At 30.9% G+C, this 19,493-nt stretch carries 16 protein-coding genes and 1 tRNA gene; 6 read left to right on the top strand and 11 right to left on the bottom strand.

The window, feature by feature from the left end; genetic code table 11:
* Window positions 1-69 precede the first annotated feature (69 nt).
* Window positions 70-900, bottom strand: coding sequence for a sigma-70 family RNA polymerase sigma factor (locus J2T03_RS05230; protein WP_307209862.1), 831 nt, complete (start codon window positions 898-900; stop codon window positions 70-72).
* A gap of 223 nt (window positions 901-1,123) precedes the next feature.
* On the opposite strand from J2T03_RS05230, the gene J2T03_RS05225 reads away from it, so the two are divergent.
* From J2T03_RS05225 to J2T03_RS05210, 4 genes are all read left to right on the top strand, one after another.
* On the top strand, window positions 1,124-1,693 hold the full coding sequence (locus J2T03_RS05225) for a DUF6624 domain-containing protein (RefSeq protein WP_307209860.1): 570 nt from the start codon (window positions 1,124-1,126) through the stop codon (window positions 1,691-1,693).
* Window positions 1,694-1,822: 129 nt separating this feature from the next.
* A tRNA-Ser gene (locus tag J2T03_RS05220) sits at window positions 1,823-1,907 on the top strand.
* A gap of 240 nt (window positions 1,908-2,147) precedes the next feature.
* Window positions 2,148-3,371: a site-specific integrase gene (locus J2T03_RS05215; protein ID WP_307209858.1), complete on the top strand. Its 1,224-nt coding sequence runs from the start codon at window positions 2,148-2,150 to the stop codon at window positions 3,369-3,371.
* A gap of 1,170 nt (window positions 3,372-4,541) precedes the next feature.
* Window positions 4,542-5,552: a terpene synthase family protein gene (locus tag J2T03_RS05210; protein ID WP_307209856.1), complete on the top strand. Its 1,011-nt coding sequence runs from the start codon at window positions 4,542-4,544 to the stop codon at window positions 5,550-5,552.
* Between the two features lie 354 nt (window positions 5,553-5,906).
* On the opposite strand, the gene J2T03_RS05205 is transcribed toward J2T03_RS05210, so the two are convergent.
* Window positions 5,907-7,565, bottom strand: a complete 1,659-nt coding sequence (locus tag J2T03_RS05205; RefSeq protein ID WP_307209854.1) for an NUMOD4 domain-containing protein — start codon at window positions 7,563-7,565, stop codon at window positions 5,907-5,909.
* 287 nt (window positions 7,566-7,852) lie between these two features.
* Here J2T03_RS05205 and J2T03_RS05200 point away from each other — a divergent pair, with 287 nt between their 5' ends.
* Both J2T03_RS05200 and J2T03_RS05195 read left to right on the top strand, forming a co-directional pair.
* Complete coding sequence (locus J2T03_RS05200) at window positions 7,853-8,950, top strand: serine hydrolase domain-containing protein (protein ID WP_307209852.1); 1,098 nt, start codon at window positions 7,853-7,855, stop codon at window positions 8,948-8,950.
* Window positions 8,951-9,494: 544 nt separating this feature from the next.
* A complete protein-coding gene (locus J2T03_RS05195; protein WP_307209850.1) occupies window positions 9,495-10,133 on the top strand; it encodes a helix-turn-helix domain-containing protein in 639 nt (212 codons plus the stop codon).
* Window positions 10,134-10,641: 508 nt separating this feature from the next.
* Here the strand turns inward: J2T03_RS05195 and J2T03_RS05190 are convergent.
* From J2T03_RS05190 to J2T03_RS05150, 9 genes are all read right to left on the bottom strand, one after another.
* Window positions 10,642-11,481 (bottom strand): tetratricopeptide repeat protein, encoded by an 840-nt coding sequence (locus J2T03_RS05190; protein WP_307209848.1) that lies wholly within the window; start codon window positions 11,479-11,481, stop codon window positions 10,642-10,644.
* Entirely contained in the window at window positions 11,456-11,947 is a 492-nt protein-coding gene (locus tag J2T03_RS05185) for a hypothetical protein (RefSeq protein WP_307209846.1), read from the bottom strand. The genes J2T03_RS05190 and J2T03_RS05185 overlap by 26 nt, the downstream gene beginning before the upstream one ends.
* A gap of 264 nt (window positions 11,948-12,211) precedes the next feature.
* Window positions 12,212-14,320 (bottom strand): peptidase domain-containing ABC transporter, encoded by a 2,109-nt coding sequence (locus tag J2T03_RS05180; protein WP_307209845.1) that lies wholly within the window; start codon window positions 14,318-14,320, stop codon window positions 12,212-12,214.
* Window positions 14,307-14,834, bottom strand: a complete 528-nt coding sequence (locus J2T03_RS05175; RefSeq protein ID WP_307209843.1) for a TlpA family protein disulfide reductase — start codon at window positions 14,832-14,834, stop codon at window positions 14,307-14,309. The genes J2T03_RS05180 and J2T03_RS05175 overlap by 14 nt, the downstream gene beginning before the upstream one ends.
* Before the next feature lie 3 nt (window positions 14,835-14,837).
* On the bottom strand, window positions 14,838-15,482 hold the full coding sequence (locus J2T03_RS05170) for a hypothetical protein (protein WP_307209841.1): 645 nt from the start codon (window positions 15,480-15,482) through the stop codon (window positions 14,838-14,840).
* 664 nt (window positions 15,483-16,146) lie between these two features.
* Complete coding sequence (locus tag J2T03_RS05165) at window positions 16,147-16,311, bottom strand: hypothetical protein (RefSeq protein WP_307209840.1); 165 nt, start codon at window positions 16,309-16,311, stop codon at window positions 16,147-16,149.
* 644 nt (window positions 16,312-16,955) lie between these two features.
* Window positions 16,956-17,258 (bottom strand): hypothetical protein, encoded by a 303-nt coding sequence (locus tag J2T03_RS05160; protein ID WP_307209838.1) that lies wholly within the window; start codon window positions 17,256-17,258, stop codon window positions 16,956-16,958.
* A gap of 58 nt (window positions 17,259-17,316) precedes the next feature.
* Window positions 17,317-17,490 (bottom strand): hypothetical protein, encoded by a 174-nt coding sequence (locus tag J2T03_RS05155; RefSeq protein WP_307209837.1) that lies wholly within the window; start codon window positions 17,488-17,490, stop codon window positions 17,317-17,319.
* Window positions 17,491-17,744: 254 nt separating this feature from the next.
* Window positions 17,745-19,469 carry a helix-turn-helix domain-containing protein gene (locus J2T03_RS05150; RefSeq protein ID WP_307209835.1) on the bottom strand — a complete coding sequence of 575 codons (1,725 nt, stop codon included), beginning with the start codon at window positions 19,467-19,469 and terminating at the stop codon, window positions 17,745-17,747.
* Between the last annotated feature and the right edge of the window lie 24 nt (window positions 19,470-19,493).

The raw sequence follows: 19,493 nt of genomic DNA, 5'->3' as shown, positions 1-19,493 counted from the left end.
TCTTTAAAGACACACCTGACTTTTAAAACGTGACAGAGATGGGTGGAAAGTTGAGAATTGAACCTTAAACTAATTAATTCTTTTCAATTTTTCAGGATCTACAATAGAATAGATTTCCCTGATCAGACCATGCTCATTGATATCCAGAATATGGCAGTTATAAATACGGTCTCCCTGCCAGAAGCACAAAGCAGGCTGATGATTGAAAACATTAAAAGTAAAAGATTTCCCTGAAAGAAACTGCTGTTGCACGTAAGCGAGAAGAGATGCCGTTGCTGGTTTGCCGGTTTCCACAGCTTTGATGACACGGATACGTTTTCCACCATCTGCAGAAAGCCTGATATCATCTATCAGAAGTTCTTCGATCATGGAAATATTTCCTTCACTCAATGCCTTCTGATATCTGTGGAGTATATCGGTATCCGTAGAATTTGCAGTATCGGGAGCGTATTTTATATGTTGCAGCTGCTTTCCTGCACGGCTCAGCAGCTGGCGTGAATTATCAATGGAAATATCCAGGGTTTCAGCAATTTCTTGATGAGAATAATCGAAAGCTTCTTTTAAAATATATACAGCTCTTTCTTTAGCATTCAGTTTTTCTAAAAGTACAAGGAGTGTGTAACGAGCCGTCTGCTCCTTGATCAGTTTATTTTCTGCATTGTCAAAGGATAGGGGTTCCGGAAGCCATTCTCCGTAAATCATTTTTTTACTGTGCCTGTTCTTAAAATTGATTGCATGATTAACTGTACTTTTAATCAGAAAGTTAACCTCGTTTTTGATCCCTGATTTGTCTAAAGAAATATATTTTTCTATCACATCCTGAACAAGATCCTGTGAGTCTTCATAAGACCCTGTGATATTGTAAGCATAGGTAAGCAGCCTGCTGTAATTTTCCTGCATGATATTTCTTTTGAAGACAAACTTAATGAATAAAATGTGACAGCTCTTTTCAAAAATGTTAGATTTTTTAATTAAATGAACTCTCAAAGACGAAATATTTGGAATTTTTTTGGCAATTTGCAGTCCTGAACACCATTGATCATAGAATAGAAGAGTATCTATCTGTCAACTAAACAAATTCCGGATCAAATGACAAGAGCCCTTAAATAGATTCATTAAAAATATGAATGAAGTATTTTCTAAAAAATTAATTGAGCTTGCTGAAAAAGATCTGTCAGTTAGAGAGAAACTGGCTTCTGAGGGTAAGCTTTCCAACGGTTATCATCCGGAGATGGAACAGATTCACAGGCAAAATGCTGAAAGGCTTCAGGAAATCATCGGGAAGATAGGCTTTCCTACGATTTCAAAAGTGGGGGAGAAGGCTAGTGACGCAGCATGGCTTGTTATTCAGCATTCTATTGGTGAGCCTGAATTTATGAAAGAATGCTATAAAATGATGATTGAAAATAAAAACGATATCAATCCTTTAAACATTGCTTATCTACATGACAGGATCCAGGTTTTTCAGAGCAGACCTCAAAAATACGGCACACAGTTGACTGAAGAAAGAGTACCTTATCCGGTGGAAAGTAAAAGACATCTGAATGAAGAACGCCTGAAAGTCAATTTGAAACCTTTTTCCCAAGAAGAGATAGACAGGATTCCCGAAATAGAAAATATTCCTGAACTAGATACAAAAGATGCTGGTTATACGGCTTGGAGAATAAAAGTAGGATGGATATTTGCCCCTTAATGGATTCCTATTTAAAAAAAGTGTTTATTGGATTCAAATATTTTTACAAAGAGCTGAAAAAATATTTTGTCAGTTTTAAAAAACTTTATATATTTGCACCACTGAAAACAACGGTATAACCGTTATTCAGGAGAGATGGCAGAGTGGTCGATTGCGATAGTCTTGAAAACTATTGACTGTAACAGGTCCGGGGGTTCGAATCCCTCTCTCTCCGCAAGTTGGAGAAACAAATAAAATCAAAAGCCTTTAAATCTTAGTGTTTAAGGGCTTTTTTGTTGTTTGGAGTTATCAAAACAGATCAAAGAATTACAAAATGAAAGTGAGTCATTCGGTGAGTCGTTTTCGGATAATATTTTGACTCACCGAATTCTCATTAAACAGCCTGTTCATCGATTGAACATCTTGTAGGTATAAAGGTTCAAAAATAAATTACTAACCTTTAAAATTTAAAGTTATGCAAACCTACAGCTTACTGTTCTATCCAAAAAAAGCAAAGAACAATTCTGAAATGTCCACCATTTATTTGCGAATTACCATTTTCGGTAAAAGAACAGAAATTTCAACCGGACAACAGGTAAAAACTTCACAATGGAGCATAAAATCGGGAAGGGTCACAGGGAATACCCATAAAGCTCAACAATTAAACTCCTTACTGGAAAGTTCACGAGCCAAATTATTTGAATGCTATAATACTCTGCTTAATGAGGGCAGGGAGATAACCTGCGAAAATCTTCGTAATAAATATCTGGGAATTGAAGAAAGAAAAGTTACCCTTATCGAAGTCTTTAAAGATCATAATTTAAAGATGAAAGAATTGATAGGAAAAGAATTTTCCAGAGGAACCTGGGAAAGGTACGAAACTTCTTTACGGCATACCCAAGCATTTATGAAATGGAAATTTAAGATTTCGGATATTGATGTTCGTCATATTAATCCAGGATTTGTTGCAGATTATGAGTTTTATCTGCGAACCGTAAGAGACTGTTCTAATAATTCTGCTGTAAAATACATCAAGAATTTTCAGAAAATAATCAATATCTGCCTTGATAACGAGTGGATGAGTAAAAATCCCTTCACCAATTATAAATCTAAAATAATCAAAGTTGATGTAAGATTTTTAACAGATTTAGAGTTAGAAAGACTCCGAAATAAGAAATTCATTTCTGAACGATTACGAATTGTAAGAGATATCTTCGTATTCTGCTGCTATACGGGTCTAGCTTATATAGATATTAAAAATCTTACCAACTATAAAATAATAAGGGGTATTGATGGAGGACTATGGATAAAAATTAAAAGGACAAAAACAAAAGTCGAAGCCAGTATTCCTATATTAGCTGAAGCTCAAGCAATTTTAGAAAGGTACGAAGGTTATCCAAAATGTATAAATGAAAATACTGTTTTGCCCGTGTTGAGTAATCAAAAAATGAATGAATATTTAAAAGAAATAGGAGATTTATGTGAAATTGATTTTGATATTACTTTTCACACTGCGAGACATACGTTTGCTACTACAATCACCCTTAATAATGGTGTACCATTGGAAACAGTCAGCAAGATGCTTGGGCATACTAATATTAGAATGACACAGCATTATGCTAAAATTCAGGATAAAAAAATTGGTACGGATATGTCCTTGTTGAAAAATATCTTGTGCAAAAATAAAAAAGCAAGATGAAATTTCAAGGATATTACATATTAAACAGATAAGTGAATCTCCTTTTTTATCATTTTTATAAACATTTTTTTTGATTTTTTTTGTTTCATTTCAATAGATCTATCATGTTTTTAAAGGAATAAAATATTCTGCCCAATTTTATAAATAAAGATAATGTTTCATTTTTTAAGTAAGAAAGTATTCATTTAGTTCTGATTTGTCATCTATGATCTAACTTATAATGTTGGATATATTTTTTCATATCTACTTTCAATAAGTAAACTTGTTTTCTGATTTTGATCAAATACTGAAACCGAACATATCCAAGAATTATAATTCTAGTTTCTTAAAAGTTTTATTTACAAAATATAAGTAGAACACAAATAGTAGTGTCTATAAAGGAGAAATTTAGAAATAAATGAATTATTTGAATTTACTTCTGAAAGATATCAGTAAGTATTGACGTTGCAGTTCAGTTAACTGAAAATGTTAAATATTGAGGGGGTTAGCAGTGATTTTCACTTTGCAGCACCAGAAAATTAATTGAATTTTTTATATGACAAGCAAGCTAAATGATAAAGTATCAGGAACTTTCCTTATCTACGGTAGTTTTCAAGCATTGACCTATACTTTACTAATGACTTGTTTTTTTGCTATTATGATTGTTCGGATAAGCAAGGATATTTAAATTGAGTTGAAAGAGAGATATTGATGAAAAGAATTACCTCCAACATTGCTATCAAAGAATAATATTTAAATGTGATGATAATTTAATTTTCTTTCAATTTTTTTTTATTTAAATAATAAATCATATATTTTTTATTTAAAAGTCAAATAAAAGTGAATTATGATGATTATTTATTAATTGATTGTTTTTATATTAGCCTTTATAAAACTAACCCAAATCCATGAAATTATGAAAAATGAAAATTTAATACTCATGAACTGCTACACAAGTAGTGTATGTATCCTTTTCCGATATTAAAAATTACAATACCGATCTAATTATAGGAGAGATTATAGAAATCAGTGAATTGATAGGGAATATCTCTGTCTGTATGGACTGTTTCGTTACCATGGAACAGAGCTTCCCGAGGTTTAAAAAACAAAGGAGAAGCTGAGCTATGCATAAAAACATTAAAATAATCCAATTTTTATTTTAAACAATTAATCTTTTTAAAAAATTATATTATGAACATTCGTGAAATTCTTGAAACAAGGCTTGTCTATCCTACTCCTGATTTGATAAGTCCGTATGCCGAAGCTATACAGAAACACACTGACAAGGAATGGATTGATGGTGAACTTAGAAGTTTGCTTCCCGATGCCGCCCGCGAAAATTATAAACGGGTACGTACTGGTTATATGTCTGCAAGATGGTGGCCTCTTATTCCAACTTATGAAAGATTGATACCATTGGCGCGCCTTATGCTATGGTCTATGTATAATGATGATATCTATGAACAGTGTACGCCCGATGAGGTGCGTAATGCACAAGAATGTACTGTTGCCATTCTAAAAGGAACCCTAAGTGCCAGCGATGCCAATATCCCACTCGGGGCGTTTCTCGAGCAAATGCGGCATGGATTTCTGGAATTTATACCCCATTCGTCTGTCGTTCGCATTGCAGATAAAATAAATATTTATTTCGATGGTGTGGAAATAGAAACTATGTTCAAAAGAGACAAACGATTCCCTACACCAGAAAATCAACGAACGATCCGGGAAAAGACGTTGATGCTTCGCGCCTTTAATGAATCTATGGAAGTGGAAACTGGTGTTACGCTTCCTGATAAAATACATAGGCATCCTGTTATCAGGGAGTTATCTAGGGTTTCCGGTCGTATACCAGGATATTTTAATGATATCCAATCTCTACTTAAAGAGGAGGCTACGGGCGATTTTTATGTTAACCTAGTAAAAGTGTTGGAAAATTTCAAAGGTATAACAAGAGCAGAAGCAATAGATGAAGTGATACGTATTAATAATGAAGACGTAAATGAGTTTTTATACCTGCAAAAAAATCTTCCTGATTTTGGAGTATGGCAGCAGGATGTTGAATATTATGTGCATTGCCTGAGCATGCCTTTCAATGGATGGAAATCTGCAACATTAATAGAATCGGACAGGTATTGGAAAGATGGATATAATGCCCCTGAGGTGTTTGAAGCAGCAGCTAATATTGTTCCAGATGTGCCATGAAGACAACATAGGTGCCATGAACTTCATCGGATTATATGTGATATTTCAAAGTAATACATATATCATTTTTTGAGTCTCCTTTATGAGGAGACTTTTTTACTAACTATGAAAGATACTCACTTTGAAAATGTAGGTTTTTGATTCGTTTTGCAAGTCAAATATAACAACTTCTTTTGTATATTAAGGAATAAATATTAAAGTTTTTTTGAAACTAAATTGGGTTTTATTCAAAATTGTAAGACTTTCTGCTTACAATAAGCTCAATGAAACAAGGTTCGAGAAATTCTTTGACAGTGTATCGCGTATAAAAAAGTAGGTATTCCGATTGTAAGGGATTTTTTTGACTCTAATATTCTACGTTTTAATTTTCCTTTTATTAAATGCATCTGCCATTAAGCGTAAGGATAGCTTTGATAGATCTATATCCCATAGAGCCTCATTTTCATTAACTATCCATAGTGTTCTGTCATTCAGATCAAATTCTTCAACAAAACAATAGTAAAGCATTCTTGGAAGTCTTTTTTCAAATCGTCTTTCATTCGTACACAGATTAAAATAAAGATAAGGAGAATCCGATTTTTTGAACTTCAGAGATAGAATCTGTTCCTCTCCATAAAATTCAGCACCAGATCTCCATCCAATCAAACGCTTTATCCTGCCTTTATTAGATATAACATATTTATCTTTAAAGCCGGGTAATGGCTTCCAGTGTTCATCCGGTAAGTCTCTTAAAGATAAATCGAAAATGGGAGGAGGACTCTTCTTACTAATCCGGGGTTTACCTAGTTTTTCCCAAAGAGAAGTGTTGAATACTTCTTTGGAATTAAGTACCTTCCTTACCTTAGTAGCATACTGTTTATTTCTTTCAGTAAGGATGTTAGTAACAGACTGTAAGTTTAATTTCGAAATATCTAAATCCCATTGTGGATCATTTTTGTTTACGATGACCAGATTTCTGTCTTTAAGATCAAATTTTTCTATAAAACAAAAATAAAGCATTCGGATAATGGCTATATTATAGCTTTTTCCATTACAACTTAACTTAGTATAAAGAAAATATTTTTCACTATCAGACTTTTGTACAAAGAGCGAGATAATATGCTCTTTCCAAAAAGTTTGGCTTACATTCTGTGTCCAGGTGTTTAACCGTTTTACTCTTCCTTTATTGGAAATGGCAAAATATGGCTCAAGATCAGGAAACGGTTTCCAATTTTCTCCGGGAAGATCCTTTAGCGATAAATTCATACAGGCCGGAGGATTGCTTTCATCAATTAGTGGCTGCCCGAGTCTTTTCCACAGACTTGTATTGAGTATCTTTTCCGGTTTGTTTTTTCTCTCCGGTATAAGATCTTTTTTACTAGGTTTATATTCTTTTTTAAACCATAGAAATTTTCCTGCGGTAATATTTTTTTTATTGAGTACTGATAGAATATGAGGAGGGTAAATTCCCAAAGTTTCGCTTGCTGCATAAATATTTTCATAGCTGGCAATAAAATCACCATGAACTGTGTATTGGCTCACGGCCTGCTGATAATTCCCTTTCTTTCCTCTACCGGTACTCAGCGACTTGCTGTGCAGTTTGCTCACTGTTAATTTCTCCAAATTGCTAAAATGTACATTAAACCTATTATTATCCTTAAAAGACATAAGAAATGAATGATCATCCATATTAAATTTTTCAACAAAATGATAATACACCAAGCGCGCTACTGATTTTCCGTATGACCTCCCTTCAATACAAAGGTTACATCTCACACTATAAAAATGAGTTTGTAGATATTTATTAAAATATCTACAAACTTGTAGTTTCATAATTCTATCGAGGAGGTTATGTTCTCCTCCATATGAATTTACAAAACTTCGTTCTAGACTTTTTACCCGTCCATAATTAGAAATAGCATAATTTTCAAAGCCCTCTATTAGCCTCCACTCTTCACTCTGAAGATCTTTCAGAGAAAGATTGGAAAGAACTGTGTTTACATATTTATCTCCTAATTCAGTAGATAATTTCATTCGTCGGAAATTTTATTATAAGTTATTTTGATATAATCCAATAACTAATTTAACACGAAATTTTATAACATCAAAAATATCTCTAGTCGGCACATAGTAGAATGTGATAACATACAGGTGTTGGAGTGTGGAAATATTAGACTTGCGATACAAGAAAGATAAGTTAGACTGAAATGTTTTATGAGGTAATAATATTAAAATCTTTTGTATATCAAACTTTATTAAAAGATTTTATAATTTTGATAAAATACTTTCTATTAAATTCCTTTTGGAAAACACATTTAAAAATGAGAAACTTTTTATTTTTACTCTTTACTGTTTTAAGTCCTACTTATATATCTAGTCAAAATAATTTGTTCGCGAAAGAGAATAGTAATACTAAGAAGAAACTTGAACGCTTTTTAAAACAAAATGATATTCCAGGAATGTCTGTTTCTATTTCTTATGAGGGGAATATCATTTTATCAGAAGGTTTTGGCTATTCGGATATTGATAATAAAATTAAGGTTGATCCTTCTCTCACAAAATTTCGAATAGCCAGCATCTCCAAAATAATTACAGCTCTCACATTAATGAAATTAAATGAACTGGATTCAATAAATATTGATAACAAGCCCTCATTTTATTTAGATAGTATTTCTCGTGAAAAATATAACTTTACAATAAGACAATTATCAGGTCACTTATCCGGGCTAAAAAGAAATCCTTCTGGCGAAAGATGGGACCAATATAATGATTATACTGAACAAAAATTTTATAATAGTTTAAAAAAGGATGATTTAGACTTTGAGCCGGGTACTCAATTTCAGTATAGCAATTATGGTTATAAATTATTAGGATTATTAATTGAAAAAAGATGCGGAAAGACAATTATTCAATGCCAAGAAGAGTATATTATCAACAAAATTGGGATGACAAATACAATTCCAGATTATAATTTGAATAAACCAGAAATTGCCAATTTTTATGTAAATAAAGGAGGAACCATTCAAAAATCCCCTTATATGGATTGTAAATTTAAATATGCTCAAGGTTGTCATCTTTCTACCTCGGAAGATTTAATTAAGCTAGGAAATGTTTTTTTTAAGCCTGATCTAATTTTTAATTCTTATAGACCAGTTCAGATTATGGCAAAACAACAAGTATTGAGCTCAGGTAGTAAAACAGGTTACGGTATTGGAATTATGTCCAATGTAGATTTTTATAATAATAGTTTTTTAGGACACAATGGATTAGAAAATGGAGCTAGAGCAATTCTCAGAATATATCCCAAATATAATTTAATTATTTCCATACTAATTAATAGCCAAGAGCCAAATCTTGAGGACTTAACTACTGAAGTAATATATTCATACATTGAAAGATTAAAAAAAATGCATAATTAATTTATCAAATGAGATTTCATGAATTTCCAAAAATGTGAAAAATAATATAGGATAGCTTGATAAAAATGCAAAGAAAAAATCCCTTAACTTCATGAAAATAGCAAGAAATAGATGGAAAAGTAATCCCATCAATAGATAAATAAAATTAGATATTGGACTTATAATATAGAAAATAAAGGTAAGTTGGAAAAAAATTATAAACCAAGACAAAATCAAATATGTTTTTTTATTTTCACCCGAAAGAGAAATTAGTAGTTTATTACCATATATATTGGTTTTCAATATTTTTTTAAACCTTCGCCGTTTCGCCATTTTTTCGAGGAAATTTTTTGTATTCCATTGGTACTATAGGAAATAACTATATATAGAGAGATAAAATGTAGAATTAAATAATCTTTAACTATAAAGTAACAAAAAAAACAGAACAAATTGAATGGGATTATATGCTCAGATGTGTTTCATCTACTTGATTATCTGTAAAGTATCAATAGATCCGCTACAAAAATGACTTAAATTTATGGTGTAAAGTTTAGAACTCTTATCCATGAATAAACAGCAACAGCAAGTCAAGGCTCGCAAAGATTGGCTTAAAATCTATTTAGAATCGGGGTCTGTAACGAAAACGGCTTTACGCTGTGGAATTGCAAGATCAACACTTCACCGTTGGATAAAAAGGTATAAAAAAGAAGGAGAACAAGGACTGTCAGATAAGTCAAGACGTCCTAAAACCCTCACCAATACTAAGGTTACAAAAGAAACTGAATCTATTATCCTTGATCTAAGAGAGAAAAAAAGATGGGGAACTGCAAGAATCTCAATTCATCTGCTTCGAAAACGAATCATGCTTTCTGCAATGACTGTTTGGAGGGTGCTCTTTAAACACAAAGTTAATCCTATAATCAAAAGGCGTAAAAAATCTGATTACAAAAGATACAGCAAAGAAGTTCCAGGGGATAGAGTTCAGCTGGATGTTACTAAAATCAGAAATAAGGCTTATCAATTTACAGCTATTGATGACTGTACAAGAATGAAAGTTATTAGGATCTACTCTAATAAAAAAGCAGAAAGTACGATACATTTTTTAGGTGAAATTTTGGATACATTCTATTTTCCTATACAGCATATTCAAACCGATTGGGGTACGGAATTTTTTAATTATTCCTTTCAATACGAATTGCATTGAGCATTTTATCAAATACAGACCCATCAAGCCCAGATCCCCTCATTTAAATGGTAAAGTAGAAAGAACCCAACAGACTGACAAATCCGAATTCTGGTCTTACTGCAACATTTTGGGACTCGAATGAAGTAATATTGCCAAGAAATTATACTTACTTAAATTATATAAAACAAAAAAATATTAATTTAGTTTCAAAGCCAAAGAGGGAGTAGGCTCTGCTGGGGAGCAACCTACCAGCAATAGGCTTTTAGATATACGGAAAGGGAGACCCAGACCCAAAAGGTCTCCTATTGTTATAGCACAAAAGATACAAGTCCCTCTCTCTCCGCAAAAGTCCCTGTAGATAATTGTCTACAGGGACTTTTAATTTTAAGGTGCTAATTTAGGTGCTAAATATTTATATATTGTCTATTAAATCATATTACAATTTCCGCCTTTTACTGTCCTTAGATTTTCTATTTAAGAAAAAATTTTACAGACTTCAAAAATTGCTTTTAATTTTGACTTAAAATTATCTTTCAAGCCATTTCTGATGACTAAGTTTTTCTAAAATATCATCTCTGTACAATTCATTGAAAACTTCATTATAAACATCTTTCAGTTTTGATCCTTTGTCATAATGTTTCAGTGCTTCTTTGTAATGAAAGATTGCAGAATCTTTCCTTCCTAATTTTTCAAATATTTCTCCCTTATGAAAGTAAGCCTCTGAAAATTTAAAATGCCCCTTTAGTGATCTGTTATACTGTTTTAAAGCTTCTTGATTAAGGTTTAGTTTTTCCAACAATGTGCCATAATTTACATAAACTATAGACTTTAAATTTATAGTCGCACTATCTGTAGTTTCAAAGAACTTTTCATAATAATGTTTAGATTTATCATAATTACCTAATCCCTGATATGATATTGCAAGAAGATAGCTAATATTCTCTCCTTGTACATCATTTATAATATTAGGAGTTAAGGTATTCAGTCTTTCTAAATCAGTAATCGCTCCTTTATAGTCTTTGAGCTTTTCTAATTTCATCCACCCTCTATAGCCCAAATGTCTTTTGGGATTTAGCATAACAGCATTATCAAGTAATTTAAATCCTTCGTGATATAATCCTCTTTTATTATAGGCGACAGATTGCTCATGATAAGCATCAGAATATTCAGGATTTTGTTTTGTCAAAATTTTAAACATAAACTGCGAAAGCTGAGTTCCCTGTAAATCTTCTGCTAGTGCAAATCTTCTATCCTTATTAAGAAAAAATATGATGAAAATCAACAAAATAATAGTTCCTGTGAATAAAATCAAAAAGAAAGATTTTATTATAATCTTTATCTTAAAATATATCAATGACTTTTCCATTTTCAACTTTGAATGTTATCTGATAATACGAATCAACTTTTTCTCCGTTAACTTTTCCAATTTCCCAATTGTGTAATGGTCGAATGAGTTTTAAGAAGTTTTCTTCTTCCTGATTACTCAATTTAGCATCTCCATATTTTTCATCAATGCAAAAAAATCTGAATCTATCCGTCAAGCCTTGATAGTTAACAATAAATCTTATGACAATCCATCCTTTTTTTATAGTTGTTAATTTGGGCACTTTATTTATAAGAGCCTTTCTAATAGTTTTTCTCTCGCCTTTATATTTTGTACTTGCTTGATAATACTGATACGTGATTATTCCTTTTGTATGAAAATTAGGATTATCTGTCCTACTATTCATTGCAATATTCCCAACGTCATTTGTAAGACTGATGTATAAAAGTATTATAACAGCTATACAAATTAGAAAAGAAATGAGCAGGGCTCTATTTAGCATTTTCATAAATCATTACTTGTTTTTTCAATAAAGACAAACCTAATAAAAAAAGATCATACCACATATAAGCTCATCATTAAAAGAAATTGAGATAAAAGTATCTATGGAAATGATATTTCCTGATCTGCATTTGAAAAAAAAATTAATCTTCAAATCAGCAATCACTTCTTTTCATTACTAAGGTTTTGAGAAAAGTATTTATCAATCTGAAGATAGTAAGATAAACACTTTCAACAAGAAACCATAATTAAATGGTTGGAGTTACTCAATTTAACAAGATAGCAATTCAGAAATTTGAGTATCTTTTATTGTTAATATTTCATCAGAGATTTCTTTTAGATCTTCCAAATAATGGCTAATTATTAAGATTATTTTTTCTGTTTTTAATTTTTGTATTAAATCATAAATGAATTTTCTGTTTGCCTTATCTAACGAAGAAGTTGGCTCATCTAAAATTAAAAATTGCGGATCATGATATAAAGCACGCATCCAGCCAAGTAATTGTTTCTGTCCGCCAGACAAATTTATACCTTCTTCACCTACTAAAGTTAAAAGAGCCTGAGGTAAAGAGTTAATAAAATGATCAAAACCAAGAGAAATTAATTTCCTTAGCTTATGCTCGTCAACTTGTTCTTCAAGAATAATGTTTTCCAAAATATTCCCATTGAAAATTTGTATGTTTTGTGGGACAATGCCGGTCAAACTCCGCCAATTAGTTATAGAAATATCTTTTAAACAGATGTTTTTATTGATAATAATCTCTCCATTTTCAGGGAGATAATTTTTTTGTAATATTTCTGTCAGTGTGGTTTTTCCGCTTCCACTTTCTCCGAGAAGACACGTTATATTTCCCTTTTGAAGAGAAAAAGAGATTTGATTTAAGAGCCTGCTTCTTCCATTAAACCTGAAGTCCATATGGTCAATGTCAATCGATTTAATCTCTGTAATTTCCAGGCCCTCCATTTTTTCTTTTTCTAATGAAGAATATTCAAACATTCTGTCAAAGGCCACTTTGGCTTCCTGTATTGGAATGGTTATCAATGCCAGATTAGTGATTGAAGAGAGCAGTGAACTGGAAATTCCTATAACCGCCATTAATTCTCCGGTTTTAATTTCCCCGTTCAAAACATTATAGGAAGAAAAACCAAGAATGATAATAAGAAAGGAAACCAAAACCATTCCTGAATATAATGCTATGGTTAAGTTAAGTTTTCCAAGCTCAAAAATCTTTGCCTGGAAAAAACCAAATAGAGTTTCATTTCTTTTGATGAACATATGCTGCTTGGAGAAGCCTTTGATAACTTCTATTCCTCTTATACTGTCAATATAATTTGCCTCGTTTATACTATAGGATTGCATAACGTTCCTTTGGGCATCAATAATTTTTTTATTAAAGCTGAAGATGATATAGAAGATTACAGGTGAAATAATGATGCATACCATAGCCAGTTTCCAGGAATAGAAGAAAAGAAAGCCTGTAGATATTAAAATGCCCAGAACATCGACGACAGTATTGGTAATAAGCTGTTTTATGACAGTTTGTATTCTTTGTGTATCATTAAGCCTTGCGACAAAATCACCCACCTTCCTGCTGTCGAAAAACATTTTTGGAAGATAAAGAAGAGAAGAGTAGAAGTTTTTATTAATCCTTTCATTAAATGATTTACTTTGCTTAATAATATAAAGTTCCCTCAACGCCTGAATAATTACCTTCGCAAAAAGGAGAAATCCGAGAAATGAAATACTTAACAATAAAACGGATATTTTTTTCTTTGGTAGGATATCGTCAATTAATTTCTGTGAAAAAATAGACATTGACATACCTAATAGTGAGAAAATAAGGCCTAGAAAAATAATGGTATAAATGGCCTCTTGGTCTTCTTTGATAAGATTTTTGAGCCATTTTTTTTTCTCTGTATCGGTTTGTTCTTTTTTTTGAAACTGTGTATTAGGCTTTAGAGTAAGGCAGGTTTTAGACTGCCATACTTCTTCCAGATATTCCCTTGTCCAGTATTCTAAACCTTTTGCAGGATCTCCGATAAGAAATTGATGATTTTCAGAAAGATTGTAGTAATAGCATATAACATAATGTTCAAATTTTTGATCTATAATAGTATGTAAAATAACAGGTTCTCCATGTTCAATAAGAGCATCTACATCGGCTTCACATCCTTCTGCCTCAAAACCTATAGAATTAGCACATTGATGCAATCCTAAAAGTGTAGTTCCTGTTTTGCCTGTTCCGCTTTTTTCACGGAGAGTTTCTAATGAAATATGGCCCCCATAATACTGGACCAGGGATTGTAAACATCCAACTCCGCAATCGGTTAAATCCTTTTGGAGAGAGAATGTTTTTTTTATGTGTCTATTTTCTTTCATCAGGATTGGTTATGATTTTTTCTAGTTTTATGGCTCCCGAATTTCTTCTTATAAGATGGTTGTTTTTGTCGTATACTAAAAAATAAGGGACACTGTTCATCGCTAGTTTTTGGTAAAGTGTAGCCATTTCATCGTGACACCAAAATATATTATTATAGTTATTCAGGTTATATTTTTCTGCAAATTCTTTGATCTCATTTAATGGTTCACTGGCAACCCAAATCCACTGTATGTTTTTATAAATGTGATAATTTTTAGACAGCTCATCTGCTTCTGCCTGACAAAAATGACAGCCGGGATTGAAATATATTATGACTTTAGTCTGTCCGCTGGCCAAATTGTATTGGTTGAAAGAATTCCCATCAATAGTTGTAAGACTAAATGCCGGAACATTCTTCAATGCATCTATTTTTTCTTTCTTTTTCTGAAAGTTTAAAAATAAATATGCCATTATCCCAATCAGCAGAATTGGAAAAATAACAGCTGATATTTTTAAAAGTTTATTGTTTTTCATACATTAATACTGAGCGTTTAGGATAAAAAATGAAACCACACCCATCCAGAAGAGCAGGCCAATCCCATAAGTGACTGTTGTTAAACCTAAAGATTTTGGAAAACTGATTTTTTGATCTGAAAGCTCCCAAATTCCCCAGGCGAGAATTCCCCAATAGAATAACTCAAATAGATTAACTAATTGTAAAGGATAAGCCAACCATTTCTCAGTTGAAATGTATTCTTTTATATTTAATAAAGAGATGGGGTAATAAGTTTGCAGATTCTCAAGCGTATAATCTGTATCGATCCAATAAAAATTAACAAACTTATAAAAGCCTGCTATGATAAAAACAGACTCTGCTATTAAAACAAGGGTTATTATATCTGAAAATTTTACTTTGTCTAATCCCGGTAAATCAAAAAGTTTAATAAAATTAAGACAGAACGCAACCAACAGAACCTTGATCCCAATAAATAATGGTGTTGCCGCATAACTTATCCACCACCATTTTTTTTGGCTGTCCATATAGTTTTTGACTACTTCATTAGGATAGTCTTTAGCAAGGAAATCAAATATTTTTGAACTGGTTGTAATGTAAGTTTTGTCTAAGTAAGCAAGTGAAAAGTAGCACAAGACAATACTTACGAAAAGTATTAAATTTTTCATAATATGAGAAAAAATTAAATATTAGTTAAGTAAGGAAATTGTGTGTAAAAGTTAAAATAATAGTAGTATTAAAAGAAATTAATATTTCCTTCCATTTAGGAATAAAGATAGTCCTAATAAAATAATGGGCAAATAATCTTGAAATAAACTGAACGTGGTTAATAAATGAAATGTGAGGATTATTAAACAACAAATCATTACCAAACTCATTATGAATATGCCCATGATAATGCTTAATCTGTTTTATATTGAGTGTTAAATAAAGAGAGGTTTTTTAGGCCTCTCTTTTTAAACTCAAAAAGTAAGTGATTTATTTTTTTTTGTAATTATTAACAGCTGTTATAATTGAGACAAAAACTGTAATAATCATAAATAATTTTCTTGTAGAGTCATTTAATATTTTAAAGAAAATATCTAAAAACAATACGATTAAAGCAATTACGATATAAACGATTATTATAATTTTTTTGTTCATAATTACAATTTAAAATTAAGAATTCCAACATCCAATTGCGTAGTGTGCAGCTGCAATAGAGTATGGCCATGTAAGAGGGTTTAATACAGTGGCGGCTTGCAATCCTGCAAGGAAACAACCTGTACCGTTCACTCCTCCTTTGAATTCAGACATTTGATTGATAGTAAGCTTTTTCATAATTTTTTTATTTTAATTAAAACAGCCATTTGAATTAGCAGCATATAAACCTCCAATAGCACCTAAAAGACCCGCTCCACATGCTATAGCTACTGTAGTAAGAATACCATCTATTAGACATTGTCTATTTGTCCCACCTTGCAAATTTTCCATTTGCGAAACATTTAATTTTTTCATTCTGTTTAATATTTTAAATTTAATAAAATTTGTTTTGCCATACAATCCCTGACATGGGAGTTTTGCTGATCAGCGTTTTATATTTACATTTGTACTGTACACATACAAAAAGTAAACATTTGTGTTTTACTTTAAGCAAACTTATGATGGTCGCAGAAAACTTCAAAATATTTTACCCTTAAATTAATCCTTAAGCTGCTAAGGGTTTTTAAATTATTGTTTATATGTGTTTTGTAAATCACATGCTTATTCAGCTTGATAGTGGTATTGCTTTAAGATTCATTCGTGTTATATAAAGAGAGGTTTTAACATCTCTTTTTCGATTATTGAAAATTTAATTGTCTTTTGATTTTACAAAAACAACATAATTACTTTATGAAATAGCAGGGGTTTACTATAAATCTATTCTCACACACGTGAAAAAAATTGCTAGTGCTGCAATTATTATTCTATAAAATTCTACCCTTGCTCATACTGCGGTTCCGATTAGTCAAGCGCTTCCAATAGCCAGCCTCACGGGAACTTCTAATATAACAAAGAAAGTTCAGAGTAATTCCTCCAACTGAAACCATAGCTTATGACGATACAATCTGATCTCATTAACGGGCATTTTCTTAAATGCTTTTCACTGGTAGTTCTGAAATCTACCTAATAGCGGAACTGTTGTAAAAGAGTTCTTCAATAATAATATTCTCTTTCTGAGCAAATTCTTTTATATCCTCATAAATATTGGTCATATCCATATTTTGTTTTTTAAATAATAGAAATAAAAAACCTCTCTTCCAAAAGCGTGACAAAACATATCGGTCATTTAATTTGTTAAGTCTGAAATAATAAAAAGAGTTTTTTATGGTGAGTTGGTCACTAGTTTTACAAAACTCTAATTTTAAAGGTTCATATTTTTTCTCCAAATATTTTTTCTCTAAATAATTAAATAGAATATCCATAATTTGTTGTTTAGTAATACTACCTCTGATCACTCAAAGGTAGTATCTTTAAAATATATTAGTTGTTGCAATTTTCTGAAAATCCAGCTACAACAATTGCTCCTAGTAAAGCACCTGCTGGACTAAACATGCCACCTATCATAGCACCCATAACTACTGCTTGTCCACAAGTTGCCATTGGACCCGTTCCTCCTAACAAATTTTCCATTTGCGAAACATTTAATGTTTTCATTTTTTTGAATTTTTAAATTACTAAATAATTATTTGCCATACAATCCCTGACATGGGTTTTTTGCTGATCAGCATCTTTATTTACATTTTGTACTGTACACATACAAAAAATAAATATTTGTGTTTTTACCTGAAGCAAAGATGCGGGAATAATATAAAAGTATGCAAGTAATTACTTTATAAATTCAATGAAACTATTACTATAAAATCAATGATTTTTTATATTTAAAATGCTTATAATGAGTGTTTTAATATTTATTTCTGCATGTTTTTTTCAATTTCTTTCAAATAGGTGGAAAGTGTAATACCTGTCCTTTTTTTAAAGGCTAGCGTGAATGCCTGTTCATTATTATACCCTAATTCTTCTGCAATGAATGGTATTTTATATGAACGGAATTTTTTGTCTGTTGTTAATCTGTTTATAGCATAATCTATGCGTAGATCATTAATGTAAGCTGCAAAAATTTTTCCTTTGTGAACATTTATAACTTCAGACAGGTATTTAGAATTTGTTTTTATTTTTTTTGCCACATTACTTAAAGTAATTCCTTTATTTAAGAAAAGTTCCCTAGCCTCAAAGGTTTCCAATTCTTTCAGAATAGTTTGTACCAAATCTTCAGAAACAATATTAATTGTTTTATCTTTTATATTTTCCTGCTGTATAATTTTATCTGAGAAATCTTCTTTAGACTTACTATTAACTTTTATTTTACTATTTTCTTGAACCGATTGCATTAATTCCTGTGCAATTTTTCGGTGTTTTTTTTCAATTTTTTTGGATTTATAATATAGTAATGTAAATATGAGAAGAGCTATTGACAAACCTGCGACAGAAACAATTAAAATTATTTTATTTTTCTTTAATTCATTTGTTATGGTCTCTTTTTCTAACAACAATTTTGGTTTGTCATATCTTCTGGGAAGCTCTCTTGAAACATCACGAAATTGAGAATCCAATAGCTGATCAATTTTTAAAAACCTTTCAATATAATATAATTGTTTTTCCTTATCTTTTTTTTCTTTGTAGTAATCAACTAAAAAAGTATATACTTCCCGGAGTTCAGGGAAAATGTAATTACTTTTTTGGATAAGAGAATCTATTTGTACAAAGTTTTGTACAGCTTTTATATTTTCATGATTTTCCTTATAAGACTCTCCTAAGTATAATAATGTATAATTTTTATTTCTTTCGTCATCAGATGTAAAAAAATATTTTTTTGCTCTCGATAAATCATTAATGGCACTATTGTACCTTTTAAGTTTCAAATTGTAACATCCTGATAAAGCTATGTACTGATTATATTTATAAGGGTCTTTATTTTTGAAAGCAATTAATCCGTTGTTTATCAACGTGTTGGCTGAGTCTAATTTATTAATTTCTATATATGCATCAATGAGATTAACTCTTATCTTTTCTATTTCATTTTCGTTAAGATAATCTGCATTATCCATATAATATCTCAATATTTTTGCTGCCTCATAATGTTTTCCAATATAGCTGTTCAAATAAGCAATATTGGTTTCAGCTAGGGCAATTTGCCTTTTATTATTATTTTGTTTTGCGTATTTTAATCCTAATATGTAATTATTTAAAGCTTCTTTTTGATTATTGAATTTAAAATATACATTGGCTTTCAATAGATAAATGCGGGTGGGATAAATGTTTTCGTTTAATTTTTTGGCTACTGTAGCCATGCTGTCTATATATTTTAATGCATTCTCTTTATCCTCATTAATATACATGAATGCATAACCTTCAGCCATTTGTGAGTTATTATTCTCTTTTTTTGCTTTGGATAAATAATATTGTGCAATCAGCTTTGATCTTTCAGGTTTTCCATCATAATTATAATTATAGAATTTTTCCTGTAATTCTTTATACGTATACTTTTTTAAAGAATCTATGCTATTATTTATTTTAGCATACAGTAAATTACATCCGATAGATAGAAATAATAAAAGGAATGTGATTTTCATCATATTTTGAGTTCATTTGATTTACAA

This window comes from Chryseobacterium lathyri (assembly GCF_030812195.1).
In the GTDB taxonomy this organism is placed as follows: domain Bacteria; phylum Bacteroidota; class Bacteroidia; order Flavobacteriales; family Weeksellaceae; genus Chryseobacterium; species Chryseobacterium lathyri_A.
This window is presented reverse-complemented; position numbering and strand designations above follow the sequence as displayed.